The 26,857-nt window shown below is 32.0% G+C and carries 24 protein-coding genes, 2 tRNA genes, 2 pseudogenes and 1 riboswitch; of the genes and pseudogenes, 18 read left to right on the top strand and 10 right to left on the bottom strand.

Features of this window, described 5'->3' with window-relative positions; all coding sequences use genetic code 11:
• The first annotated feature begins 3 nt into the window (after nt 1-3).
• From ATZ99_RS09660 to ATZ99_RS09620, 9 genes are all read left to right on the top strand, one after another.
• Nucleotides 4-78: transfer RNA gene (locus ATZ99_RS09660), tRNA-Gly, on the top strand.
• Nucleotides 79-83: 5 nt separating this feature from the next.
• Nucleotides 84-172, top strand: a tRNA-Leu gene (locus ATZ99_RS09655).
• A 191-nt stretch (nt 173-363) separates the two neighbouring features.
• Entirely contained in the window at nt 364-1,419 is a 1,056-nt protein-coding gene (locus ATZ99_RS09650) for a sigma-54 interaction domain-containing protein (protein WP_068749027.1), read from the top strand.
• A gap of 151 nt (nt 1,420-1,570) precedes the next feature.
• Nucleotides 1,571-1,891, top strand: a complete 321-nt coding sequence (locus ATZ99_RS09645; RefSeq protein WP_068749026.1) for a UxaA family hydrolase — start codon at nt 1,571-1,573, stop codon at nt 1,889-1,891.
• Nucleotides 1,869-3,026, top strand: coding sequence for a UxaA family hydrolase (locus tag ATZ99_RS09640; protein WP_068749025.1), 1,158 nt, complete (start codon nt 1,869-1,871; stop codon nt 3,024-3,026). Before ATZ99_RS09645 ends, ATZ99_RS09640 begins: the two co-directional genes overlap by 23 nt.
• 11 nt (nt 3,027-3,037) lie before the next feature.
• Entirely contained in the window at nt 3,038-3,982 is a 945-nt protein-coding gene (locus ATZ99_RS09635) for a 2-keto-3-deoxygluconate permease (RefSeq protein ID WP_068749024.1), read from the top strand.
• Between the two features lie 19 nt (nt 3,983-4,001).
• On the top strand, nt 4,002-5,252 hold the full coding sequence (locus ATZ99_RS09630; protein ID WP_068749023.1) for a four-carbon acid sugar kinase family protein: 1,251 nt from the start codon (nt 4,002-4,004) through the stop codon (nt 5,250-5,252).
• Between the two features lie 3 nt (nt 5,253-5,255).
• Entirely contained in the window at nt 5,256-6,245 is a 990-nt protein-coding gene (gene pdxA / locus ATZ99_RS09625) for a 4-hydroxythreonine-4-phosphate dehydrogenase PdxA (protein ID WP_245641371.1), read from the top strand.
• A 172-nt stretch (nt 6,246-6,417) separates the two neighbouring features.
• Nucleotides 6,418-7,437, top strand: coding sequence for an alpha-hydroxy-acid oxidizing protein (locus ATZ99_RS09620; RefSeq protein WP_068749022.1), 1,020 nt, complete (start codon nt 6,418-6,420; stop codon nt 7,435-7,437).
• A 23-nt stretch (nt 7,438-7,460) separates the two neighbouring features.
• Here the strand turns inward: ATZ99_RS09620 and selD are convergent, their stop codons facing one another.
• Nucleotides 7,461-8,498 (bottom strand): selenide, water dikinase SelD, encoded by a 1,038-nt coding sequence (gene selD, locus ATZ99_RS09615; RefSeq protein WP_083947453.1) that lies wholly within the window; start codon nt 8,496-8,498, stop codon nt 7,461-7,463.
• A 1-nt stretch (nt 8,499) separates the two neighbouring features.
• A complete protein-coding gene (locus tag ATZ99_RS09610; protein WP_068749021.1) occupies nt 8,500-9,660 on the bottom strand; it encodes an aminotransferase class V-fold PLP-dependent enzyme in 1,161 nt (386 codons plus the stop codon).
• Between the two features lie 261 nt (nt 9,661-9,921).
• Between ATZ99_RS09610 and ATZ99_RS09605 the strand changes: the two genes are divergently transcribed.
• From ATZ99_RS09605 to ATZ99_RS09590, 4 genes are all read left to right on the top strand, one after another.
• Nucleotides 9,922-10,809 (top strand): selenium metabolism-associated LysR family transcriptional regulator, encoded by an 888-nt coding sequence (locus ATZ99_RS09605; RefSeq protein WP_068749020.1) that lies wholly within the window; start codon nt 9,922-9,924, stop codon nt 10,807-10,809.
• A gap of 89 nt (nt 10,810-10,898) precedes the next feature.
• Entirely contained in the window at nt 10,899-12,980 is a 2,082-nt protein-coding gene (locus ATZ99_RS09600; protein ID WP_068749019.1) for an S-layer homology domain-containing protein, read from the top strand.
• 65 nt (nt 12,981-13,045) lie between these two features.
• A riboswitch (TPP riboswitch) is annotated at nt 13,046-13,147 on the top strand.
• Between the two features lie 74 nt (nt 13,148-13,221).
• Nucleotides 13,222-13,734, top strand: coding sequence for an energy-coupled thiamine transporter ThiT (thiT, locus tag ATZ99_RS09595; RefSeq protein ID WP_068749018.1), 513 nt, complete (start codon nt 13,222-13,224; stop codon nt 13,732-13,734).
• 130 nt (nt 13,735-13,864) lie between these two features.
• Nucleotides 13,865-15,496, top strand: coding sequence for a peptide ABC transporter substrate-binding protein (locus tag ATZ99_RS09590; protein WP_068749017.1), 1,632 nt, complete (start codon nt 13,865-13,867; stop codon nt 15,494-15,496).
• Between the two features lie 44 nt (nt 15,497-15,540).
• Here the strand turns inward: ATZ99_RS09590 and ATZ99_RS09585 are convergent, their stop codons facing one another.
• Nucleotides 15,541-16,965, bottom strand: a complete 1,425-nt coding sequence (locus ATZ99_RS09585) for a sigma-54 interaction domain-containing protein (protein ID WP_068749016.1) — start codon at nt 16,963-16,965, stop codon at nt 15,541-15,543.
• 224 nt (nt 16,966-17,189) lie between these two features.
• Here ATZ99_RS09585 and ATZ99_RS09580 point away from each other — a divergent pair, with 224 nt between their 5' ends.
• From ATZ99_RS09580 to ATZ99_RS09560, 5 genes are all read left to right on the top strand, one after another.
• Nucleotides 17,190-17,609, top strand: coding sequence for an RrF2 family transcriptional regulator (locus ATZ99_RS09580; protein ID WP_222927106.1), 420 nt, complete (start codon nt 17,190-17,192; stop codon nt 17,607-17,609).
• 102 nt (nt 17,610-17,711) lie between these two features.
• Nucleotides 17,712-18,317, top strand: coding sequence for a GTPase (locus tag ATZ99_RS09575; RefSeq protein ID WP_068749015.1), 606 nt, complete (start codon nt 17,712-17,714; stop codon nt 18,315-18,317).
• Entirely contained in the window at nt 18,298-18,882 is a 585-nt protein-coding gene (locus ATZ99_RS09570; protein ID WP_068749014.1) for a hypothetical protein, read from the top strand. Before ATZ99_RS09575 ends, ATZ99_RS09570 begins: the two co-directional genes overlap by 20 nt.
• Before the next feature lie 23 nt (nt 18,883-18,905).
• Nucleotides 18,906-19,139 (top strand): hypothetical protein, encoded by a 234-nt coding sequence (locus ATZ99_RS09565; RefSeq protein ID WP_068749013.1) that lies wholly within the window; start codon nt 18,906-18,908, stop codon nt 19,137-19,139.
• Between the two features lie 6 nt (nt 19,140-19,145).
• Complete coding sequence (locus tag ATZ99_RS09560) at nt 19,146-20,432, top strand: methionine gamma-lyase family protein (protein ID WP_068749012.1); 1,287 nt, start codon at nt 19,146-19,148, stop codon at nt 20,430-20,432.
• A 14-nt stretch (nt 20,433-20,446) separates the two neighbouring features.
• Here the strand turns inward: ATZ99_RS09560 and lexA are convergent, their stop codons facing one another.
• The 7 genes and pseudogenes from lexA to pyrE form a co-directional block, all read right to left on the bottom strand.
• Nucleotides 20,447-21,052 (bottom strand): transcriptional repressor LexA, encoded by a 606-nt coding sequence (gene lexA, locus ATZ99_RS09555; protein ID WP_068749011.1) that lies wholly within the window; start codon nt 21,050-21,052, stop codon nt 20,447-20,449.
• A gap of 403 nt (nt 21,053-21,455) precedes the next feature.
• Nucleotides 21,456-22,742, bottom strand: coding sequence for an acetamidase/formamidase family protein (locus tag ATZ99_RS09550; RefSeq protein WP_068749010.1), 1,287 nt, complete (start codon nt 22,740-22,742; stop codon nt 21,456-21,458).
• Between the two features lie 256 nt (nt 22,743-22,998).
• Nucleotides 22,999-23,660, bottom strand: a pseudogene (locus tag ATZ99_RS09545) (ABC transporter ATP-binding protein); the annotation flags it as partial.
• An 83-nt stretch (nt 23,661-23,743) separates the two neighbouring features.
• Complete coding sequence (locus tag ATZ99_RS09535; protein WP_068749007.1) at nt 23,744-24,859, bottom strand: C40 family peptidase; 1,116 nt, start codon at nt 24,857-24,859, stop codon at nt 23,744-23,746.
• 118 nt (nt 24,860-24,977) lie between these two features.
• A pseudogene (locus tag ATZ99_RS12235) lies at nt 24,978-25,070 on the bottom strand (ABC transporter permease); the annotation flags it as partial.
• Between the two features lie 306 nt (nt 25,071-25,376).
• On the bottom strand, nt 25,377-26,336 hold the full coding sequence (locus ATZ99_RS09530) for a dihydroorotate dehydrogenase (protein ID WP_068749006.1): 960 nt from the start codon (nt 26,334-26,336) through the stop codon (nt 25,377-25,379).
• Nucleotides 26,282-26,854 carry an orotate phosphoribosyltransferase gene (pyrE, locus tag ATZ99_RS09525; RefSeq protein WP_068749005.1) on the bottom strand — a complete coding sequence of 191 codons (573 nt, stop codon included), beginning with the start codon at nt 26,852-26,854 and terminating at the stop codon, nt 26,282-26,284. The genes ATZ99_RS09530 and pyrE overlap by 55 nt, the downstream gene beginning before the upstream one ends.
• Between the last annotated feature and the right edge of the window lie 3 nt (nt 26,855-26,857).

The following is a 26,857-nucleotide window of genomic DNA, read 5'->3' as shown; positions in this document are numbered from 1 at the left end:
TTTGCGGAAGTGGCTCAGCGGTAGAGCATCGCCTTGCCAAGGCGAGGGTCGCGGGTTCAAATCCCGTCTTCCGCTCCAGATTTGCCGGGGTGGCGGAACAGGCAGACGCACAGGACTTAAAATCCTGCGGGTAGAAATACCCATACCGGTTCGATTCCGGTCCCCGGCACCAAATAATGTAGTAATTTAAAGCATTTATTTCAGATTTAACTCTGAATAAATGCTTTTTATTTTTTATAAATTTTTTATGGTAGAATTATATTAAATTTATGATTTTTTATTTCAATACTTAAAAAAATATTATAAAAAAGCGGTGAAGAAGATGAATTTATTACTTATTGCTCCCTTAGAGTTCCAATAATTGTGGAAAACGAAGTGATGGGGGCTGTTGCTACATTTCAGGAAGTAAGTACTTTGATGAAGGCAGAGTTAAAAATAAGAAGTCAATTATACGAAAATGGCTTTGTGGCTAATTATAGGTTTGAAGATATTATACATAAAAGCGATAAAATGTCAAAATGTATCGATATTGCAAAAAAATATGCTCAATTAGATTCCACCGTTTTGATTTTTGGAGATTCGGGTACGGGAAAAGAAATTTTTGCACAAAGTATACACAACGAAAGCAAAAGGAAGAACAGTCCTTTTGTAGCAATTAATTGTGCGGCTTTGCCAGAAAATTTATTGGAAAGTGAATTATTTGGTTATTCGGAAGGAGCTTTTACCGGTGCCAGAAAAGGAGGTAAGGCAGGGCTTTTTGAATTGGCCCATAACGGGACAATTTTTTTAGATGAAATTTCGGAAATTCCATTATCGCTTCAATCAAAACTATTAAGGGTTATTCAGGAAAAAAAGGTGATGCGCCTGGGCGATGACAAATTAATTCCGGTAAATATTAGAATAATTTGTGCTACAAATAAAGATTTATTGCAGGAAATTAAAATAGGTAGGTTCAGAAAAGATTTATTTTACAGGATTAATATTCTTTCTATTTATTTACCTTCTCTTAGGGAAAGAAAGGAAGATATTATTCCATTAGCGGAGTATTTTTTAAAAAATTGTTCATTAAAAATGAAAAAGTGTATTATAGGCTTTACTGAAGATGCGAAAAAGTATTTATTATCCTTAGAATATCAGGGGAATGTCAGAGAACTTGAAGGAATTATAGAAAGAGCTTGTGCAATTTGTGACAATAAATACATCGATATAGAAGACCTAATTGGTTATTATGAAAATACTGAAGAATATGTAGATATTTCTAAAGAATTAACCCTTGAAGATCAAGAAAAAAAATTAATAATTGAAACCTTGAGAGAAACCAATGGAAATCTTACAGTGGCTTCAAAAATTTTAGGAATACATCGAACAACTCTTTTAAGAAAAATAAAAAAATATAAGATTGAAAGAATAAATTCCTGATGCATTTTGCATCAGGAATTTATTCTTATGAAGCAATTTACTACAATAAACTTATTAAAAGAAGCTTCTTTTAAATATTTTAAAGTGGCATTTATTTTGCATTTAGTAAGATTAATAAAAAAATCAATAAATTACAGGGAGGTGTTTTAAATTGAAAAAATTTGCAGTTATTGCAAATCCTCGGGATAATGTGGCAACGGCAGTTAAAGATTTAATTGAAGCTGAGGAGGTAACAGTAGATTTGAACGGTAATGACTTAAACATAGCTTTACTGTCCGATATTAAATTTGGACATAAATTTGCAATAAGGGATATAAAAAGAGGAGAAGAAATTATTAAATATGGTGAGGTAATTGGGAGAGCGACTGCAGATATTAAAAAAGGTGAACATGTCCATGTCCATAATATGGAAAGCTTAAGAGGACGCGGAGATTGGGAAGGGGATGAAAATGAAAATAAAAGGTTATGTTAGAAAAAACGGTAAAGTAGGTGTAAGAAATCATTTATTAGTCATACCATCATCGGTGTGTGCAAGTGTTGTCGCTGAAAGAATAGCTTCCCATGTGGAAGGAGCAGTATCAATTCCAAACCAGCATGGATGTTGTCAAGTGGGAGCAGATCTGGAATTGATAAAAAACACTCTTATTGGATTAGGGAAAAACCCTAATGTGGGTGCAGTATTAGTAATTGGTTTGGGATGCGAAGGAGTTCCTACAGAAAATGTAGCACATGAGATATCTAAAACTGGTAAACCTGTAGAATATATAATCATTCAACATTGCGGGGGAACTTTAAAAGCTGAAGAAAAAGGTACGAGAATAGCGCGCCGGATGATACAAGAAATATGTAGATACGAAAGAGAAGAAGTTGATATTTCAGAATTGATTTTATCTATCGAATGTGGGGGCTCTGACACTACATCAGGTTTGGCTTCAAATCCCGTTGCAGGATATGTGTCGGACAAAATTGTGGAATTTGGTGGTACTTCTATGTTTTCTGAAACAACTGAGTTAATCGGGGCAGAACATATTTTAGCAAAAAGGGCAATAACAAAGGACGTTGGAGACAAACTTATTTACATTGTCAAAAGATGCGAAGAAAAAGCAAAAACCATGGGAGTAGATATGAGAGGCGGTCAGCCAACTCCAGGGAATATCGAAGGAGGCATAAGTACCATAGAGGAGAAATCCTTAGGTTGTATATACAAAGGAGGAACAAAACCTTTGCAGGGTGTATTAGAATACGGTGAAGAACCGGAGGGTAAAGGTCTTTATTTCATGGACACTCCGGGTCAGGACATAGAATCGATTACAGGTATGACAGCTGGAGGGTCCCAGGTTGTTATATTTACCACTGGAAGGGGGACTCCTACTGGTTCTCCTATAGCTCCAGTAATTAAAATTACAGGAAACCCTGAAACTTTCAGAAACATGGAAGATAATATTGATTTTAATTGCGGGACAATTGTAGAAGGCATTGAATCAATAAGAGATGCAGGAGAAAGATTATTTAATCTCTTAATTGAAGTATGCAATGGTAAAATGACAAAAGCAGAAACATTAAAACATAAAGAATTTGGAATGTATAAATTAATATCCACATTTTAAGGAGGGACTTTATGAAAATATTGAAAGCTATTAATAAAGTTCCCGGAGGATTAATGGTAATACCCCTGCTATTGGGTGCAACAATAAATACATTTTTCCCCGGAATCCTTCAGATTGGAGGTTTTACAACTGCACTTTTTAAACAGGGAGCAATGCCTCTTATAGCACTCTTTCTATTGTGCAATGGAGCACAAATTACCATCAGGCAAGCGGGCCTTTCTTTAGTTAAAGGAACCGCACTAACATTAGTTAAATTCATAATAGGTGCTCTTCTTGGATGGTTTACCGGAAAATTTTTGGGAGATGCCGGACTGTTAGGTCTTTCTTCTCTTGCAATTATTGCAGCGGTGACAAATTCTAACGGTGGACTTTATACAGCTCTTGCATCACAATACGGAGATCCTGCCGATGTAGGCGCAATCGCTATATTATCGATAAACGATGGGCCTTTTTTGACAATGGTAGCTATGGGAGTATCTGGACTTGCAAATATTCCTTTTATTGCACTTGTCGCAGTAATAGTTCCTATAATAATAGGAATGATTTTGGGGAACCTGGATAATGACTGGAAAAAATTTTTGGAACCTGGACAGAGATTATTGATTCCGTTTTTTGCATTCCCTCTGGGAGCAGCTCTGGACTTTAAAACAATATTTAAAGCTGGATTACCTGGTCTATTATTAGGTTTAATTACGGTAATTTTTACCGGGTTGGCAGGCTACTTTACTATAAAAATTTTCTTTAAAGAAAATAAAGCAGTGGGTGCTGCAATTGGCACCACTGCGGGTAATGCAGTGGCTACCCCAGCAGCAGTAGCTGCTGTCGACCAAAACCTTGCTCCATTGGTTGGTGCAGCTACCGCTCAGGTTGCGGCATCCGTTATAATTACTGCGATTTTGTGCCCGCTTTTAGTATCCTATTTGGATAAAATCGAAAAAAGGAAAAATGATGAATAAATAAAGGGAGAGAAAGAAAGTGTCAAAAATTATAATAATAGCTGATGATTTTACGGGAGCAAATGATACGGGAGTTCAATTAACAAAAAAGGGTTATAAAACTTATACTCTAATAGATATGGAAAATTTTACTTTGAAAGATTTAGAATGTGATGCTTTGGTTTTAGATACAGAATCAAGGGGTTTATCTTCTGAGAATGCTTATGAAAGAGTGAAGCAGGTAATAAAAAATTTGAAGTCTGTTATTAGTTTAAAATTGGAAGGAGAAATTATCTATAAAAAAGTAGATTCTACATTGCGGGGAAATATTGTTGAAGAAATAAAGGCTATATATGAAGAATTAAAGCCGGAGCTTATTGTTTTTGCTCCGGCCTATCCTAAAAATAATAGAATAACATTAAATGAAATACATTATGTTAATGGTATACCGGTAGATAAATCTGAATTTGCGGAGGATATAAAAAACCCTGTTAGAGTTTCTAATATAAAAATACTTTTTAAAAATGAAGGTAATGTTTTTAAAGTGAGACATGTTTATAGAGATGAAATCAAAAACTTAGAAAAAATTATAAAAAATATAGAGGGAATTAATACATTGACTTTTGATGCTGAAAATGATAAAGATCTATTGGAAATAGCAACACAGGTATTAAAATCAGGGAAAAAAGTTTTGTGGGTAGGATCTGCTGGCCTTGCAGAAGCTTTGATTTTATCCATGAAAAAAGAAGGGAAGATTATTACTATTTCAGGAAGTACAAGGACTGTAGCCATATCTCAGTTGATGAATCTATCAGAAAAAGAATGTATTCCCATCATAAATATTGATTTATATAATTTATTTAGCAATGAAGAAGAGGAAAAAAATAGAATATGTTCTCTGGTAAATACCTATTATGATAAAGATATCATAATTACTTCATGTATGGGACAACAGGATTTGGATGTCACAAAAAATATTTCATTAGAATTGGGGATCGATTTAAAAGATATCAGTCAAATTATTGCAGAAAAAATATCGGAAATCAGTTTAAAGGTTATAAATATCCAAAAACCAAAAGGTTTAATATTAACAGGAGGGGATATAGCTTTTAACGTAGTAAAAAAATTAAATGCAAAAATCATAAAAATAAATAAAGAGATAGAGCCGGGAATACCGGAGATAGAACTATTGAAAGGTCCTTTTAAAGGGTTAAAAATAATTACTAAAGCAGGTGGTTTTGGAAATGAAATGACATTGTACAATTTATATAAACATCTGAAAGGAGAATAAAAATTGGAAGAAATTTTTGGAATAACTATGGGAGATCCAGCCGGAATAGGCCCTGAAATAATAGTCAAAGCACTTAATAATAATGATTTGGAAAAACTGAAGATGGTAATATTTGGGTCGTATAATGTTATAGAATATTATATAAAGATTTGTAAAATAAACAAAAAGATCAATATCGTCAAAGACTTGAATGAATTAAAAGATGGAACAATAAATGTTTATCCTATAAATAATTTATCTTTATATGATTTTAAAATTGGAGAAATAAGTTCTATCTGTGGAAAAGCTGCTTTTGAATATATTTATGCAGCGGTACAATTTGCTTTAGAAAAAAAATTATCTGCTATTATTACCGCTCCAATAAATAAAGCTTCATTAAATAAGGCTGGATACAGATTTAACGGCCATACAGAATTAATTGCCGAACTAACTAAGGCTCAAAAATATTCTATGGTTCTGACAAATGGAAGATTGAACGTAATACATGTTACCACTCATGTTGCGCTGAAAAATGTATGTAGTAACATTAAAAAAGACAAGATATTAGAAACAATTCTTCTCGCCCGGGAAGCAGGAATACTTTTAGGCAATACCACTCCTAAAATAGGAGTAGCAGCTTTAAATCCTCACGGTGGAGAATCCGGTTTATTTGGAGAAGAAGAAATAAACGAAATAATTCCTGCTATATTAGAGGCAAACAAAAAAGGAATTAACGCTTTAGGTCCTATACCCGCTGACGTAATTTTTTTAAAAGCAATGAAGGGAGAATTTGATGTGGTGGTCGCCATGTATCACGATCAAGGGCATATACCCATAAAATTATTTGGTTTGGAAACTGGTGTTAATTTTACCGTTGGACTACCGATAATAAGGACTTCAGTTGATCACGGGACGGCTTTTGATATTGCAGGAAAAGGAATAGCAAATGAAAAAAGTATGATTGAAGCCATAAAATTGGCTGCTAAAATTGTAAAAAATATTAATGAAAAATAATTTTTAATATAAATTATAAAAAAGGGGCTGTTTACAGCTTAATAAAATTTAACAGCCCCTTTTAATTTTAATTTTGAATTATTTTATTTAATATAGTTAAAATATTTGGCATTTTTTATAATATTATATAAGGAAATTCAAATAATAAAAGTTTTTAAAAAGGAGGCTTAATATGAATTTTGAAGAATTAAAATCTGCTGCAAAAGAAAATTTAAAGGGCTTTTGTCGGGTTTGTTCTTTTTGTGATGGAAAAGCGTGCAGAGGAGAAGTACCGGGAATGGGAGGCGTGGGTACCGGTTCCTCGTTTATCGCCAATGTAGAAGCCTTATCCGAAATTAAATTGAATTTAAGAACGATTCATGATGCCAAGGAACCCGATATCAGTATAGAAATTTTTGGGGAAAAATTGTCCATGCCAGTTTTAGCTGCACCAATAACGGGCACCAACTACAATATGGGAGGTAAAATCTCAGAAGAAAATTTCATAAAGATGGTAATATCGGGTAGCAAAGAAGCGGGTACCTTGGGAATGTGCGGAGATGGAGGTAATCCTGTTTTTTATGAATCGGGTATAAAAGCTATTAAGGAAGAAAATGGAGATGGGATTGCAATTATTAAACCCAGGGAGAACACAGAAATACTTGAAAGAGCAAAAAGAGCAGAAGAAGCAGGAGCATTAGCTGTAGGAATAGATATAGATGGAGCTGGTCTTATAACAATGGCTTTAATGGGTCAGCCCGTAGGACCAAAGACAAAAGAGGAATTAAAACAAATAATAACTAAAACAAAGCTCCCATTTATTTTAAAAGGGATTATGACGGTCGATGAAGCAGAAATGGCGGTAGAAATAGGGGCAAAAGCTATCGTGGTTTCGAATCACGGAGGAAGGATATTGGATCATACACCGGGGGTTGCTGAAGTATTGCCAGCTATTGCCCAAAAAGTAAAAGGCAAAATTACTATATTTGCGGACGGTGGTGTTCGGTCCGGTGTCGATGTTTTAAAATATTTAGCACTTGGAGCCGATGCGGTACTTATAGGTAGACCGGTTATAATAGGTGCTTTTGGAGGAGGTAAAGAAGGTGTTAAATTTATATTAGAAAAATTTGCAAAAGAACTAAAACAGGCTATGATTTTAACAGGATGTAAAGATATAAAAAGTGTAGATGAAAAAATATTATATAAAAAATAAGAAGCGGGGATTTTCCTCGCTTCTTATTTTAAATATATTCTTTTTTCTTTTTTTTCTATCACACGTCCAATAATATAAGCATCTTTAAAGTTTTGTTCTTTAAAATTAGTATATAAAATATCTAATTTATCTTCAGGGCATGAAATCAATAGGCCTCCCGAAGTTTGAGGATCAAATAATAGATCAAAGATTTCATCACGTACTTCTTTTGTCAATTCTACTTTTTCTTTTAGATATTTCCTATTTGCATAAAGTCCCGCCGGTAATAGTCCCATTGAAGCAAGCTCATCAGTTCCTTCTATAATGGGGACATCATCTACCTCTATCTCAAATGAAACATTAGAAGCCTCTGCCATTTCAAAGGCGTGACCCAGTAATCCAAAGCCGGTTATATCGGTCATAGCTTTTACGCCAGCTGAAACAGCGCAAAAAGATGCTTTATTATTTAGAGTGCACATTACTTCTACAGCTATTTCTAAAATTTTATCCTTTATCATTTGAGCTTTGTAAGCGGTTGCTATAATTCCTGTTCCAATAGGTTTCGTTATAATTAAGACATCTCCTGGTTTTGAATGAGAATTAGTAGTGATATTTTCTGGATTAACTATACCTATTACGGATAATCCATAAAAGGCTTCGGGATTTTTTATTGTATGACCGCCTGCTATTATTGCTCCGGATTCTTTTACCATATCAGCTCCACCTTTTAATACTAATGGCAAAATATCCTCTACCAATTCTTCCGGAAATCCTACGATATTTAATGCAAGTAAAGGAGTGCCTCCCATGGCGTATACATCGCTTAAAGAGTTGCATGCAGCAATTTTGCCAAATAAATATGGATCATCAATTATCGGTGTAAAAAAATCTATTGTGTGTATTAAAGCTGTTGTTTCATCGATTTTATATACTGCAGCATCATCGGAGGTATCTATGCCAACCAATAAATATTCACTTTTCATCGTGGGGATATTTTTAAGAACCTCCGCCAGCACCTGCGGCGGTACTTTTGAAGCTCATCCGGCACTACATGAAAGATCCGTTAATCTTATGTTTTTCAAGCTATTCACCTTCTTCAATTATTTTAATAAGAGCTTTTAAAGCAAATTCTACTTCTTCCATAGTATTGAAATAACCAAAGCTAAATCTTAAAGTACCGTGAGGAAACGTACCAATGGTTTTATGAGCAAGGGGGGCACAGTGAAGTCCGGGACGTACCATTATATTGTAAATATTATCTAATTTATATGCTAAAAAAGACGGATCAAAATCTTTAACAGTAATAGATACTGTGGGTACTCTTTTATCTTTATTGTCTGGTCCGTAAAGTGTAATTTGAGGAATTTCTTTGATGGTTTCGATGAATCGTTCAGCCAATTCTAATTCGTGAATCCTTATTTTTTTAATATTTTCTTTTTCTAAAAAATCAAGTGCTGATGATAGTCCTGCAATTCCTATGGTGTTTGGCGTACCCGCTTCAAATTTATCGGGTAAAAAATCCGGCTGAAATTCATATTCCGATTTACTTCCCGTTCCACCGTGTATAAAGGGGGTAAGAATTTCTGTCATAGAATCACTAATAACAAGTCCACCTGTACCCGGGGGCCCTAAAAGACCTTTATGCCCGGTGAAGGCTAAAATATCTATATTTAACTTTTTAAAGTCAATGTCTAAAAACCCTGCAGTCTGAGCGGTATCAAGAAGTAAAAAAATTTCATATTCTTTTTTTATTTTTGATATTTCTTCAACCGGCATTATCGTTCCTGTTACATTGGATGCATGGGTTAGAACAATAAGTTTTGTATTTCTTTTTATTGCTTTTTTAATATCACCGGGATCTAAAATACCTTCTTTGCTGCAATTAATTATACTTAATTCGATATTTTTGTTTTTTTCAAGAAACCTTAAGGGCCTTATTACAGAATTATGTTCCATTGAGGTGGTTATAACATGATCCCCCGGGTTCAAAAGACTATTTAAAGAAAAATTTATAGCATGGGTAATATTTAAAGTAAAAATGATATTTTCTTCCTTTGGGGCGTTAAATAGTTTTTTTAGTTTACTTCTGGCTTCAAAAATTATCCTACCTGCGTTAATGCTATTTTTATATCCACCCCGTCCGGGGCTGGCCCCTATATTTAAAAAGTATTCTTGCATTGCATTTAATACCATTAGAGGTTTAGGATATGAGGTTGCAGCATTGTCAAAATAAATATATTTCATTATTATCCCTTCTCTTAAATATTTTTCTATACTTTGAGTATTTCATTAAAACATTTTTTTGTCAATTAATACAAAACTACAATAGAAAAATTCTATAAAAAATATAGTAATTATAAATTTAATAAATAGAAGTTTTTTATTATTTATGATAATATTTATGTGATTAATCTTTAACAGGAACTGATTTGGATCAATGTACAAAAAAGTAGCAGCTAATAAATTATTATAAAAAATCTAAAAAGTTTTTGGGTGGTTGATTTTATGGATTTTCATCAATTAGAAGCTTTTGTAAAAGTGGCTCAAACAAAAAGTTTTTCTAAAGCTGCTGACCTTTTATTTTTAACACAACCCACTATAAGTTCACATATTTTATCCTTAGAAAAAGAGTTGGAAGTAAGACTATTTGATAGAAAAGGAAGGGAAGTGGAGTTAACCCCTTTCGGTCGTGTTTTGTATAATGAAGCTGTCAAAATTTTAAGGACAAAGGACGAAGCGTTATTCCTTCTTTATAAGTATATGAATAAAATAGAAGGTGAATTAAGATTATATTCCAGCTCCGTTCCAGCTGTATATATACTACCGGTAAAAATAAAAAAATTTTTAGAGATGCATCCTAAACTGAAAATTATAATTGTCCAAAAGGATTCAATGGAAGTAATAAATTCAATTGAGGAAGAAGATAGTGAATTAGGCATTGTAGGTACTATTATTAATAATTCCAGTTTGGAATATATCCCCTTTTGTAATGATGAATTGGTGGTAATATCAAAATTTAATTTAAATAACGATGAAGAGATTGATTTTGAAGAACTCATTAGATATCCTTTGGTTATTAGGGAGAAAAAATCGGGTACAAGGAAAACCTTTGAAAGATATTTAATACAAAAAGGTTTATCATTAGAAAAACTAAAAATTATAGCTGAGTTAGGCAGTACAGAGGCTATAATACAGGCTGTAAAAGCAGGAGTAGGCATTTCAGTTATTTCCAATAGGGCCATTGAAGATTATAAAAATACCGGCATTTTAAAAACTTTTAGAATAAAAGGTATTAAAATGCTAAGAGATTTTTACATAGTAACAAAAAAAGGTAGAACTCTTTCGCCAAATGCCGAAAGCTTTATAAATTATCTTTTAAATGCGGCTGATTAATGGCTGTATTTTTTTATTTTTTAATGAAGGAAACATATGGATAATTGTCGAAATTGTAATAATATAAGAAAAAGAAAGGGGTTGATAAGTTGAAAAAAGCATATTACAAGCTAATAAAAGGAATTTTTGTAGTTTACTTCTTTTTTTGTTTAACTGCTTTTTTCCCAACTTTGGTATTCGCATTACCTTTTAAAGATTTGGATGATAAAAAATTTGATTGGGCAACACCATTTATTGACAAAATGTATAATTTGGGAGTAGTATCAGGGAAAGCTCAAGATATTTTTGCACCAGCAGACCCTATAAAAAGGCAGGAATTTATTGTAATGCTAATAAAGGCCTTGGGAGAAGAGAGCAAAGTAAAAGGAAAATTACTACCAAAAGATTTTCCAAATCAAGGGAAAATTCAAAGCTGGGCAAAAGAATATATTGCTTATTCGATTGAAAAGGGAATTATTACAGGAGATGACATTAAAAATTTGAGGCCTGAAGAAAATTTAAAAAGATACGAGGCAGTAATTTTTATTATTAAAGCCTTGGGTTTAGAAAAAGAAGCAAATTCTATTAAGGTTTTAAATTTGACTTTTAAAGATGTTTATACTTTATCCTTTGAGACAAGAAAATACCTGCAGTTGATTGTAGATAAAAAAATCATGTCAGGTGTAGATAAGGAAAATTTCAAGCCCTACGATAATATTACCCGGGCACAGGCTGCTAAAGTGTTAAATCAGGTTGTGAAATATTCAAATAATACGAGGATAGTAAAAGGAAGAATTGAAAATTTAAATTTATTGGAGGGAAATATAGAAATTTTACAGGGTAACATTATTAAAAAATATAATCTGGATAAAAATGTTTCTGTATACAAAGAAGATGAAAAAGGGAATTTAATAAAAATAGAATTAAAAGACTTAAAAAAATATCAGGATGTTAATTATATTATAAAGTCTAATAATATTAGCTATATAGAAGCAATTTATTCAAATAATAAAATGGAAAGTGAATTAGAAAACCATGAGGGTAAAATAAAAGCTTTAAATTTGCAAAACAATTACCTTATTTTAGAAAAATTGGATGGGAACATTTCTTCTTATATTATAAATTCTGATACAAAATGTTATATTAATAATAATGTTATTCCTGTAAACGAGAATCTAATAGGTAAAAATGTGAAAATTTCAGTAACGGATGGTAAAGTCATCAGGATAGAAGTTGCAGGAGAAAATAAAGAAGTAAAAGGAATTTTAAAAGGAGTAGTTTCGAATATTTCACCCTCATATATAATAATTGAAAATTCATTAACGGGAGAAAATGAGACTTACATACTTTCCAATTTGATAGAAACTATAAAAAATGGTAAACCTGCAAGAATTAACGACCTTCTGGGAGGAGACATGGTAATCGCTTCGATTACAAATGGAAGTGTTACAAGAATTATTGCAGAAAGTGCGGAAAAAACGATTTTTGGAGTAATTAAATCCATTAATTTTGCAAACAAGGTTCCACTGATTTCTGTAGTAGATGGTGATGGTAATTTAAAGGAATTTGAGGTAGATAGTCAAGTAAAAGTAATAAAAAATGGAATAACATCCAAATTAAATGATTTAAAAATTTCTGATGAAGTTACCGTAGTAATTAGATATAACAAAATAGTATCTATCTCGGCTAAGTCGGTAAAAAAAGAGATCACCGGCACTATAAAAGAAATTTCTCATACTTCTGCAAATTATTCTAAAATGGTTATTTTTAATGAAAAAGGTGAAGAAGTTAATATCGTTATTACTCCGGATACAGATATTATAAAGGATAAAAAAAATATTACGGTATATGACTTAAAACCCGATTATAACATTAGAGCAATTGTTGAAGGAGAAGAAGCAAAAAGTGTTGAAGTTTTTACAACACAAAGTCTTTTGGCTCTTAGAGGTAAAATAAAATACATACATCAAGATATAATGGTTATAATAGCAGAAATCACGACTGAAAGAGTTACGGAAATAAGAGAAATTCATTATGGAACAAATACTTTATTAATAAAAGGCAATAGGATAATTTCACTTAGCAGGTTTTCTGATTATTTTATAGAAGGGGATGATATAATTATAATAGGAAAAGTTGAAGGGGGATTATTTAAAGCCGATGTATTAATTAATTTAATCGTTCAAAATTGATATTGATAAAATATTTTATTTTAAGTATAATGGTGAAAAATTGAATAATATAATTATATAAAATAATTATGTGCTGGGGGAGCCGTAGGGCTGAGAGGAAGCTGATGCTTCGACCCCATGAACCTGATCGGGGTAATTCCCGCGTAGGGAAGCACTGAATCGAAAATAAAGTGCCTACCTATTCGGGTAGGTATTTTTATTTTTAATATTAAAATTTATTAAATTAAAGGAGGAATTTTTTATGAAAAACAAAAATTTTGCTGTTCTTATTGAAGGAGCATTAATGATAGCAATATCACTGATATTGAGCTTCGTAAAATTATTTCAAGCCCCCTATGGCGGTTCAGTCACCCTTGGAAGTATGGTTCCCATTATTTTATTTTCTTTAAGACATGGGACCGTTGCGGGTTTGAGTGCTGGAGTCGCTTATGGTTTTTTGCAGTTAATTGTTGAACCCTATATCGTTCATCCTGTTCAAGTAATCCTTGATTATCCTTTAGCATTTGGGCTTTTAGGTTTTGCAGGTTTATTTAGAAATAATGTTTTTTTAGGATCATTCCTGGGTATTTTTGGTAGATTTTTATCGCACTTTTTATCCGGTGTTATATTTTTTGCATCTTATGCTCCAAAAGGTATGAATGTATATTTGTATTCGGCATTATACAATGGTAGCTATTTATTACCGGAATTTATTATCACTTTTGTTTTAATAAGATTTGTACTTTATAATAAGGTTTTAAAGAATATTAGATAATTTTAACAAAAAATTTTGTAATAAATCTTTTAAATTTATTTTTTTTTATTAAAACATTTATTGATTTAAATCATTGAATCATGATATAATTTTAACCAAATTTTTATATTTTTGCAGAGGGGGTTTTTTAATGTTCAAAAAAACAACGGCTTTACTGCTAATCTTTATTATGGTTGCGGGGTTTTTAGCGGGATGCTCCAGCAATTCTTCAAAACCTGCACAGGAGCTTGTGTTTTCAATTGCGTCGGAACCACCCACTCTTGATCCCCAACTTGCTACGGACCAATATTCAATAATTGTAGGAAATGCCGTGTTCGAAGGTTTGGTAAGATATTACGATGGAAAAGTTTATCCAGGTATGGCTGAGAAATGGGAGGTTTCTGAGGATAAAAAAGTTTATACCTTTCATTTAAGAGATGCAAAATGGAATGACGGGACAAAGGTAACAGCTTACGACTTTGAATATTCAATAAAAAGATTACTGGATCCAAAAGTAGCATCCGGTTATTCATTTCAGGGGTATTACATATTAAACGGAGAGGATTACAATCTTGGTAAAATAAATGATCCGAATCAAGTAGGAGTAAAAGCTTTAGATGAAAAAACTTTACAGATTACTCTAAGAGCACCGGTAAAGTATTTTGAAAGTCTTTTAGGTTTTATCTCGTTTATGCCATCTAAAAAAGAATTGGTAGAGAAATACGGTGAAAAATATGCTGCCGACGCTGATAAAATGGTATATAACGGGCCCTTCATTATTAAGGAATGGAAACACGAACAGGAAATAGTTTTGGAGAAAAACCCGAATTATTGGGCAAAAGATAAAATAAAGCTTGATAGGGTTAGAATTTTAATTGTTGCAGATCAAAATACCGCATACCAGATGTTTGAAAACAATGAGCTTGATTTTGCTGATGTGCCAACGGTCCTCGTAGATAAAGCAAAAAGCGAAGGTAAAGCCCTGACTTATATGGATAGTTATGAATATTTCATAAGATTTAATATGAAAAAAGAAGATAAGCCATGGCTGGGTAATGAAAACTTTAGAAAAGCAATCGGTTTTGCAATTGATAGGGAAGATTATATAAACATGGCATTTAAAGGCATATCAAAACCTGCAACAAGGCATATTCCGCCAACTTTAAGCGGTTTAGAGAAGAAATTTGTAGAAGAATATCCTTATGATTTTTATCCAACAAAAGCTGATGTACAAAAGGCTAAAGAATATCTAAACAAAGCAATGCAGGAATTAAATATCAATGATCCTTCAAAAATAAATATTGAAATAGCTGTAGATGATAGTTCTGGCACAAAAGTAGGAATTGAGGCTATACAGGATATGTTGATCAGAAATCTGGGAATTAATGTGTCTATAAAAACTTATACCTTCAAAGAAAGGCTCCAGAGGATGAGAAAAGGTGATTACGAAGTAATGATTACACGATGGGGACCTGATTACGATGACCCGATGACATATTTGGATTACTGGACTATAAGTGAAGGTATGACAAATAGTGGTTGGACCGATGAAAAATACAATGAATTATGTCAGATTGCAAAAACCACATCGGATTTTAAAAAGAGAAATGAAGTAATGTTTGAAGCAGAAAAATACTTGCTTGAAAAAGGTGTAGTAATCCCGCTGTATTTCAGGGAAAAGATATGGGTTAAAAAAGATTATGTCCAGGGCCTGGTAAGAACTTTTACAAGTGGTTCTGATCCAGATTTCATATACGCTACTGTTGAAGGAAAGAATAAATAGTTAAAAAAATCCGGGGATTACCCCGGATTTTTTTATAAGAGTAGTTATGAAAAATCTATTTTCTTTTTTATATTATATTTTTTAATTTTATTGTGCAGGGTTTGCTTTGGTATTTTTAGAATTCTTGAAGCTTTTGAAAGGTTCCCATTGACTTTTTGTAATGTAAAAATTATCAATTTTTTTTCGAAAGTTTCTACCATTTCTTTTAGAGATTGTATATTTTCGGGAACCTCCATACAATAATTTTCATAATTTGAGGTATTGTCTAAATTTTTAATGTAATCCGGAATATCTTCAGTTGATATTAGACTATTTTCACTAAAATTAGCAATATTTTCAATGACCGATCTAAGCTCTCGCACATTACCGGGCCAATGATAGCTTACCAGTAAAGTCATAGCATCTTCTTTAATACCTGTTATTTTTTTATTTAACTTTTTATTGAAATGTTTTAGAAAGTACTCTATTAATACAGGAATATCTTCCTTCCTTTCTCTTAAAGGGGGAATATAAAAGGAAATAACATGAAGTCTATAAAAAAGATCCTGTCTTAATATACCTTTTTCAATAAGCATTTTGGGGTCTTCATTGGATGAAGCTGTAATTCTAACATCTACTTTGAAAGCCTTTTCTCCACCAACTCTTCTTATAAAGCCATCCTGAAGAACTCTCAAAAGTTTAGCTTGAAGTTCTAAATCCATTGAATTTATCTCGTCCAAGTATAATGTACCTTCATTGGCTAATTCAAATAATCCTGCTTTTTCTTTGGCTCCTGTAAAGCTACCTGCTGAAATACCGAATAAAATACTTTCCAGTAGAGTTCTCGGTATAGCAGCGCAATTTTGTGCAATAAAGGGTTTTTTACAACGTTTAATATTTGCATTGTGAATAGCTTGAACAAAAAGTTCCTTACCCACTCCCGTTTCTCCATAAATAAAAATGGGAGAATCGCTATTTGCGACCCTGTATGCTTTATTTTTTAACTCCTCGATTATTTTACTTTTTCCGATAATATCATCAAAAGTATAAATCGTTCCGTTGCCGCTATATTTTTCAGGATTTTTTGATTTATAATATAACTCTTTTTGTAGTGAAACAATCTTTTCGGCTAAATCTTTTAAATTTGTTATATCTCTGTATATTTCCACCGCACCTATAAGTTCGCCATTTTGTATGATTGGCATTGTAGAGGTTACTATTGTAACCTTTTTACCTTTTATATTTGTATAAGTTTGTACATAATCAATTAAAGGCCTTTTATTTTTTAATACATTATAAAAAGTACTGGTCTTTTCTGTAAGATCCGGGAAAAGTTCTAATATATTCTTGCCGAGGGCTTTACCGGGGTCAAGACCAGCTATTTCCGTAGCAGGTTCGTTAAAAAAGGTAACGTTAGCATTTTTATCTACAACTATAATTCCTTCATCTAAATTGGTTAAAATTACTTCCAGTAAATTCTTGTAATCCATGATTACCCTCCCAAGGCAAACAAAAAGTATAATAAATTTTTTTAATTTTAGACTATTTTAATACAAACAAAACAAATTGTAAATAAATAATACTGTTATAGGATCTACATTAAAATTGACGAATGCTAAAAATATGTGGTAAATTTAAAATAAAAAATACTATTTCTATAGGAAATGAGGTATTTTTTAACTTACCTTTGATAAAAGGACGGGAGGTAATTTCTTTGAGGTTATCAACAAAATCTCGATATGGTCTAAGAGCGATGGTTAAATTGGCCCTATATTATAATCAGGGTGCGGTGCCTTTGAGTAAAATTGCGGAAGAAGAAAAAATATCTGAGAATTATTTAGAGCAAATTATCACATTACTTAAAAATGCAAATTTAGTAAAAAGCATTCGAGGGTCCCAGGGAGGATATATTTTATCCAGAAACCCCGAAGAAATAACCGTAGCCGATATCTTATCTGTTCTTGAAGGATCCATTACTCTTGTGGATTGTCTAAATGAAAGTATTAAATATTGTGATAATAAAGATAGATGCGTAACAAGAAACGTGTGGAAAAAAATAAACGATAATATTTTAAATACAGCTCAATCAATAACACTAAAAGACTTATGTGAAAATTACAAGCGAGGTAATTAATAACCGCGCTTTTTTTATTTTCTATTATTTATTATGAATTTAAAAAGACAAATGAGAATAAGAATATATAAAAATGCATCGGATGTTGAAGGGGGGGATATATTGAAACAACTAACGATAGTAGGAAAACCCAATGTGGGGAAAACCCTCTTTTTAATTAATTTTGCGGAATTTTTGGGAATAAAAGAATTAGAATTTGAAGTAAGTGCCCTTGACGGTTTAAAAATGATAAAAAGGTATCCCATAAAAAAAGCAATAGAAGAACTGGTAGATAATAATATTCATAAAACAAGACAAATATATTCCATTGTTATAAACGTTCCATTAAATAAAGGGAAAAAAAGTGTAAAATTTTTTGATACGGTTGGATTTATAGATAATATTCATCCTGAACAGGATATCAGAAAGGGTATTTCTTATACATTGCAATTAATACAGCAAACAGATATTATTTTACATATTATTGATACTTCGGCTGTTGATAAAAATTTGCCTAACTCTCTAAGTGAAATTGATTTTACAATAGCGAAATTTGCCGAAATAAAAAAGGGATATTGCATTTTGGCAAATAAAATAGATTTGCCAGAAGGGAAAGAAAATTTCGAGAAATTAAAGCTCTTATTTAAAGGTAATTTAGTAATACCTATTTCAGCGAAATACAAAAAGGGTTTCAAAGAGGTGAAATCATTTGTTATTAGTTCTATTTAATTTACTTAAAAAATTTTTATCATTATTTTTTACCGGTATCGTAATAAAACTTATGGATGACTATTTAGATGAGGATAAAGATAATTTAACAAATAGTAAAAATTTAACTCATATATTGAAAAAAGGGATATTACCTTATTCTCTTTTATTGTTTTCCTTAGCCATTATAGCTGACATTAACTACAGTATAAGCATTTTTATGTCTTCTTATATTACCGGAATGCTTTATAACGTTGATGTAAAATCAAATTTAGGTATAACTTTCCGTACAGAAATAATTGTGGTTTTACTTGTTGGAGTTTTTGCGTTTGGGGTAAAAGAAATGTGTTCATCAATCTTTTTAATAGCCAGTGTTCAACTATTGGATGATTATATAGATTATGAAACAGATAAACCATTTAAAAAGGGATTTGCATGGAAATTAGGTAAAACAGAGTGTTTAATGGTTTTCATATTTTGTGTATTAATATCTTTATATTTAGATTATTTGAAAACAATTTTTTCATATATTAGTTTAAGCATTATTTTATATTTTATCAGAAATTATGATTTTAATTGTGAGTAATTAAAAAGGGGTAGGGGATTATAATGGCAGTTAATAATTTTTTAAAAATGTTAATTTATATTTTCTCTTTTTTTTCAATAGGGTTTATAATTGGCAAAAACTTAGGTAAAAAAGAAAGTTCATTGGAATTTGAAAAAATATACTTAATTAAATTAAAGGAAGAATTATGGAATAAAGGCTATTGCCCTGTTTGTAATTCCAAGTTGCAAGACTTAATTGAGAGTGATAAAATGTTAGAAAAAAATCAGGAGGTTTAGATAAAATTGCACAACGAATCCATAGAGTTTATTAAAGAGCAATTTAATATAAATGAAAAAGTAATTAAAATTTCTCAGGAAGTAATTGAGGAATTGAAGGAAAGTTTTTTAGAAATTGACAAAATAGAGGAATATAATCAGTACAAGGTTATTAATGCAATGGTAAAAAATGAACTATCAGATTATTGTTTGGGAGAATCAACCGGATATGGGTATAATGACGTGGGAAGGGAAATGGTTGAAAAGATCTATAAAAGTATATTTCGTTCTGAAGATGCATTGGTAAGACCTCAAATAATTTCAGGAACCCATGCATTAACTATATGCCTTTTCGGGATTTTAAGGCCTGGAGATGAACTTATATCAGTTACCGGCGAACCTTACGATACATTAAAGGATGTTATAGAAGGGGAAAACAATGGATCTTTAAAGGATTTTAATATAAAGTTTAAGAAAATAGATTTAATAAATGGGGAAATTGATTTTGAATCTATAAAAAAGAATATTAATAAAAACACTAAAATGGTTTTAATTCAAAGAAGTAGAGGATACAGTTTGAGACCTTCATTATCTGTTCTTGAGATAGGGGAGATTATTAAATTTATCAAAAATATTAATGAAAAAATTATATGCTTGGTTGATAATTGCTACGGAGAATTTGTTGAAGAATTTGAACCTACGGAAGTCGGTGCTGATTTGTGTGCGGGTTCGTTAATAAAAAACCCTGGAGGGGGAATTTCACCTACAGGTGGATATATTACGGGAAAAAAGAATTTAGTTGAATTATGTTCATATAAACTCTTTGCACCGGGAATAGGGAAAAATTGTGGCCCATCAATTTTGCCCAATCGATTAATTATCCAGGGACTTTTTTATGCTCCCAAAGTAGTAAGTGAGGCCAAAAAAGGTGCTCTCTTTATTTCATGTTTATTTGAAAAATTGGGTTTTGAAGTGTTTCCCAAAAAAGAAGAAAAAAGAAGCGATATTGTAACCGCTATATTGTTAAAAAACAAAGAAACCTTGATCGAGTTTTGCAAAGGTCTACAAAAGGTTGGACCTGTTGATTCACATGTAACGCCAGAACCATGGGATATGCCGGGATATAATCACCAGGTGATAATGGCAGGAGGTAGCTTTGTACAGGGGGCTTCAATTGAATTAAGTGCGGATGCTCCGATTAGAGAACCCTATGTTGTTTATGTACAGGGAGGGACGAGCCTTTATCATATTAAATTAGGAATATTATGCGCATTACAAAATTTATATGAAAAAAATCTTATAGAATTTCCATAAACATTTATTTTATTTTAATATTTTCTAAATAGACCAATAACTTTACCCAAAATCCTTACATCTTTAACAATAATAGGTTGCATATATGGATTTTCCGGTTGTAACCTAATATAATTGTCTTCTTTATAAAATCTTTTTACCGTTGCTTTGTCTTCTATTAATGCAACCACTATATCACCATTTTCTGCTGTATTTGTTACCTTAACAAATACGTAGTCTCCATTCATTATACCTGCTTCAACCATGCTATCTCCTTGAACTTTAAGCATGAAAACATTAGAATCATGAAGAAGTTCTTTCGAGAGGGAATATATTTCTTCTATATTTTCTTCTGCCAGTATGGGTTGACCTGCTGTAACTTTGCCTATCAATGGCACATCCACAATTTGATTGTTTAATACCTTTTTATCGATTACATCAATAGCCCTTGGTTTTTGAGGGTCTCGTGAAAGATAGCCTTTTTTTTCTAATTGAACAAGATAACCGTGAACTGTAGCTGTAGAACGTAAATTAGTGGCCGCACATATTTCTCTAACAGAAGGAGGGTAACCTTTAGTTTTAACAAAGTCGTAAATATATTCCAGAATTTGTTTCTGACGGGGTGTTAAATCTTTCTGCAAAAATATCACTCCAATCGATAAAAATAAGTAAAATTATAATCATAAATAGTAATAAAAATTCTATCTGATTAATTATATCATTGTTTTTATTTTTTTTAAACTGGTGTTCGAAAAGTTAGTAAGGAGTACAGAATATAAGAAAGAATATAAAAAAGAATATAAAAAAGGAAGGTGGGAGGTAATATTTTATAAAACTAACGTCCGATAATATACATTATGTTAATTTAAGGCTGTAAAAAAGAGAGCAAATTATAGATAGCTCTCTTTTTAAAGAATTTTATGCTAAAATATCGCTGTCTGTGGCAAACAATAATTAAAAACATTTATAAAATTTCATATATTATGTACATAAACTAATCAGGCGGGTTAATCCGCCTGATTAGCTCTACAATATCAGTAAACTTTACTTATATTGCTCCTTATAAATCTCCAATAAATTTAATTTTTCCAAAATACTACTCGGAGTTAACATGGTAACCTGCACAACTCCTGGCAATCGACCTATTTGGATATCCCCTGTAATAGTTGCTCTGTTTTTCACTTCAGAAATTGATAACCCTGTTAAGTTAGCCATTCTTTCAAGTCCATTTATTGTTGCTTTATTTAAATCGGCTCCTGTTCCTACTACTTGCAATGGATACATTTCTGTTTCTACTTCAAATCCATAATACTGAGCCAGGTTAAATGCTTTATTTTTTTCTTCAACGGTATATGGGCGGGCTAAATAGGGAAGATCTTCAAGATTTGGTAAAACAATTGGTCCCTCAATTTTTAGCCCCTTTAAGACTTTTACCTCAATAATTACTTCTGCTGAAACATCAGTAGTATGGCCTGCTATTTCCCCGTCTCCCATCATGGCATGAACATCACCAATATAAATTCCAGCACCAGGAACTTTTACGGGTACAATTAACATTGTTCCTTCACGAATTTCGTTTATATCCATATGTCCGTCGGTTCTTAATAAAAGTTGTTCTTCATTTAGCGCATAGTCATGAGGAGCTCCTAAAAGAAAACTGCCAAAATCGCCAGCGTTATGTGAAGATGGCATTGGAATAGCAGGACATGAACCAATATTCCCAATCATAGGACGAACACGAGTTAGGATCCCAGGCAAATCACCTTTGGCAATAATATTCGAAGAGTACTGATTAGATTCTGGAGGAATTGCACTAAATTTACTTGCTTGTTTTGCTATTTCCTTAGCCAATTCTGGTGGAACAGTAATTCCGATGGTTCTTTCCTCATCAAAAAGCATTGTATACCCACTATCTAAGCGGAAAGGCTTAACAGGTGTATGACAATTTGCACATTTTATAGCATCTTCGCCAATCCCATCGATATATGTTTTGGGATTAATCGCTCCACATCCTGGGCATTTTTTGGCAACAAAAGGATCAACAACATAATTATCATCATTAAAACTATCAGTACCTGAGGTTGTTGCCAGCGACAAGACATTGATTTTCTTTATCTTAATTAAAACTGCATCTCCTACTTCAGCACCTTCAACTGCAACAGGATGAGTAACTTCGTGACCACTGGGATAATCAGGAGTAATCATTGGTCCCCAGCATCCAGGAGATACTCTAGCAACTATTGTTCCTCCATCTTCTACTGATCCTATCATAGGTTCTCTTGGATCTAAAACCCATGTCATTTTGCTGGCATAAACAATACGACTTGCCATTTTTTATTCCTCCTTATTAAGTAAGAATTTGGTATTGTTTTAACAAACTATAACTCCTAAAAAATATAAATATATTTTTATTTGTTATAAAATTCTATATTTTATTTAAAATTCCTTCTTTTTAGCATTACAATATTTTAAGTTTTTGTAAGCTTTACTTTGATTTATAATCATTAAAACCTTAATTAATGGAATCATGGGTTATGCTATTACCAACAGAATTAACCCAGTAACAACAAAATTTAAGTAACCACCGAAGTCCTTTAGTATACGGATGCAGTGGGTTTTCACATAAATCTTCTACTTTTGCTTCTTCTACAATCTGTCCGGCATACATCACAATTACCCTTTCAGCCATTTCAGCTACTACTCCCAGGTCGTGGGTTATCAAAAGTACGCTCATGCCAATTTTCTCTTTTAATTGTGAAATTAATTCCAATATTTGAGCCTGAATGGTTACATCAAGAGCGGTAGTTGGTTCATCGGCAATTAAAAGTTTAGGATTACAGGATAAAGCCATTGCAATCATTACTCTTTGTCTCATACCTCCGGATATCTGATGAGGATATTCATAATAACGTTTTTCGGGATTTGATATGCCTACCAGTTTAAGCATTTCAATTGTCTTTTCTCTTGCGATTTCTTCCGATACATGCTGATGGATGATTATTGCTTCCGAAATTTGTTTTCCAATCGTAAAAACAGGGTTTAAGGAAGTCATTGGTTCTTGAAAAATTTTTTAAGGAGATCTTCATTTTCGAAGGTTATTTTGCCGGAGGAGATTTTTGCAGGAGGAGAAGGCAAAAGGCGCATTATAGACAATGATGTTACGGATTTTCCGCAGCCCGACTCACCTACTAAACACAAAGTTTCGCCCTTATTGATAAAAAAGCTCACATTATCTACAGCGGTTATAATCCCTTATTCAGTAGAAAAGTTAACGGTAAGATTTTCTATTTCAAGCAACCTTTTAATTTCCACTTTTAATCCCCCTTGAGATTTTACGGAAGAATTCGACGAGCTCCAATAAATCTTTTATCCAAGTATTCTGAATAGTCGGGATCATTTTTAATAAAACTGTTAATTGAAATACCTGATTTACTACCTGCATGTATAAATTTGTTATTGCCGATGTATATTCCGACGTGAGAAGGACCTTCTTTATAGGTCTGAAAAAATACTAAATCTCCTGGTTTTAAATCCTTTTTATCATTTATTGGTATACCTTGTTCAAACTGCATATCAGCATCACGTCTTAAATTGTAACCGTTCATTTTAAAAGCAAATTGTGTGAGGCCGGAGCAATCGAAACCATAAGCAGTAGTTCCTCCCCAAAGGTAAGGAAGGTTTAAATATTGTTTTGCAGTTTTTATAATACTTTCCGCACCCTTTTTAGTGTTAAAAATTTCTTCACGGGATTTTATTACTTTTACATCTTCTTTATTTAAATAAACCTTTTGTCCTCCTGGAATTATTGCGGAAATCTTATTTTCCTCTTCAGCAATATAAGGTATTACTGTCCCCTGAACTAATTTTTTATCAAAAATAGGTTTAAAATCTTTTCCCAGGGCATCAGTCATTTTAGCTTTTACAAATACGAATTTACTTTTTTTGTAATTTTCAAGAGAATCCCTATTGCATTTCCATATATAATTTCCATCTATCCATCCCAAATAATTATCTTCCATTTGAACAAGGTACCAATTTTCTTTCATTTCAAATATTTTTAAAATATCGCCCATTTTAGCCTGGGTAACCACATCATCATCAAAAGTCTTATTTGGGGCACTTTCTAAATTTACTACCGGATATTTTACTACAGCAAAAATCTCATCATTAAGAGCTTTATCTGGAAGTATGGTAATATTGTCAACGTATTTTGAGTTTTCCTCTCCTATAAATTTAAGAAAGGTTTTGATATACATCTCTTTTAAATTACTGTCCGAAATTTTACCTGAGAAAAGCAGGTTGTTTTTCTTGTCAAAGCTTACCTTAATATCTAATATTACTTCTCTCTCAGTAAGCCCAATTTTTTTTAAAACCTCTTTTTTTGTTTGAATAGTGAGCTCGGAAAGTTTTTCGCTACTAAAAGCAGGCAAGGTATCGTCATATTTCATACTTTTATTACACTCTCCTAAGAATATTAAAAAACAAAAGAGTATTAGTATAAAAAATAATTTGTTGATATTTTTAACATTCATTTTAAATCCCTCATTATAGGTAATTATAGATAATTTATCGTTTTAATTTAGGATCAAAAGCATCCCTCAAGCCGTCTCCTAAAAGATTAAAAGAAAATACCATAATCATTATTGCAAGCCCCGGCCATACCGAATAAATATAGCAGTTCTTATATTAATGACTACAATTTTCGTTTTAACCACCTCCAAAAAAATAAATCCAGCCAAATACGCATTGAGAACGTATTGGCTGGATTTTATTAACGAAGTATTTAAAAAAACCTACTATATAAATTGTATTTTTTGGATAAATCATAATAAACTTCCTGCCTGTTTGATCCAAAATGCGTGGTAACTTTTTAAAGAGTTACAGTGCATTTTGGATTTTTATTATTTATTCTACATTTATTTTTAAAATCCTTCTATTTGCATTAATTTTACTAAATAAAATGTGTTAAATTTTTAATATTCCAATAAATTCCATTATGTTATAGATTTTTTGTTGTAACAAATATGTTTCTAATCCTTCTATTACTTCTTTAATTACAAGGGGGTTAATAAAATTTGCTGTACCAATTTGAACAGCACTTGCACCTAAGGCTAAATATTCCAAAGCATCTTCGGTATTTGTTATTCCTCCGCAGGCTATAATTGGAATTTTGATATTCTTTTTTATTATTTCATAAATTAGCTTCATAATAATCGGCTTGGTTACGGGTCCGGATAAACCTCCGATAATATTTCCTAACGACGGTTTTTTGGTCCTCAAATTTATTGTCATAGCAGGAATTGTATTGGCAACTGTAAGGGCATCTGCTCCCGCTTCTATTGCCTTCTTTGCAATTTCTGTAATATCAGTTACAAAAGGGCTTAATTTAACTATTATAGTTTTCCTGGTTTTATTTTTTATTCTTTTAACAACTTCATAAGTATCCTCGGGGCTTTGTCCGAAAGATCTTCCCCCTTTTTCTATATTTGGACAGGATATATTTATTTCATAGCCAGAAAAGAAACTATTGCTTTCCAGTTTCTCTACAATTTCTTCATATTCAGCATAGTAGGTACCGGCGATACTGACAATGAAATTTGTTTTTACAAAATCTTTATTTTCTTGCCAGAAGCTCGAAAACTTATCAACACCTTCATTTTGAATTCCAATAGAATTTATCATACCACCTAATACTTCAGCAATTCTCGGAGGTGGATTTCCTTTTCGTTTTTTTAAAGTGATGCTCTTATGAATAAAGGCTCCCATTTCATTTACATTAAAAAAATCCATATGCTCGAAAAAATCTAAGGTGCCAGACGCGTTCATAACAGGGTTTTTGAAGTTAATATCTCCTATTTTTACTTCCAGATTTATTTTTTTAATTCCCGGCTCCCTGGCTTTACATATGGAATTCCTATTTTGCAAAGCGGGCAATCCTCCTCCTCATATATTTCAAGGTCTATCTTCACTAAACTATAAAAAGGCAGATCAAAAATATCTTTTTCTTTACTTCTGTCGACTAAAGAAGCTACTCCGATTACTTCTCCATTTAGATTTCTCACCAGGTCTATTACTTCACGGGCAGAACCTCCCGTTGTAATTACATCTTCTACTACTAAAAGTTTTTCTTTTTCTTTTATTTCGAACCCTCTCCTTAAGGTAAATATTCCCTTTTCTCTTTCTGCGAAAATAGCCCTGACGCCAAGTGCTCTGGCCATTTCATAAGCTACTGTAATACCTCCAATCGCAGGACCAATTACGGTGTCAACTTTTTGCCCATATAATTTTTGCGCTAATATATTTACTATATTCTGTGCTTCTAAAGGGTATTCAAAAATTTTTGCACACTGAATATAAGTATCGCTATGTTTTCCGGACGATAACAGAAAATGTCCTTTTTTAATTGCTCCAAGTTGCGCGAATTTTTCTATTAAATAATCCAAACC

Origin of the sequence: Thermovenabulum gondwanense (assembly GCF_001601575.1) — a bacterium.
Taxonomy (GTDB): Bacteria; Bacillota; Thermosediminibacteria; order Thermosediminibacterales; family Thermosediminibacteraceae; genus Thermovenabulum; species Thermovenabulum gondwanense.
This window is presented reverse-complemented; position numbering and strand designations above follow the sequence as displayed.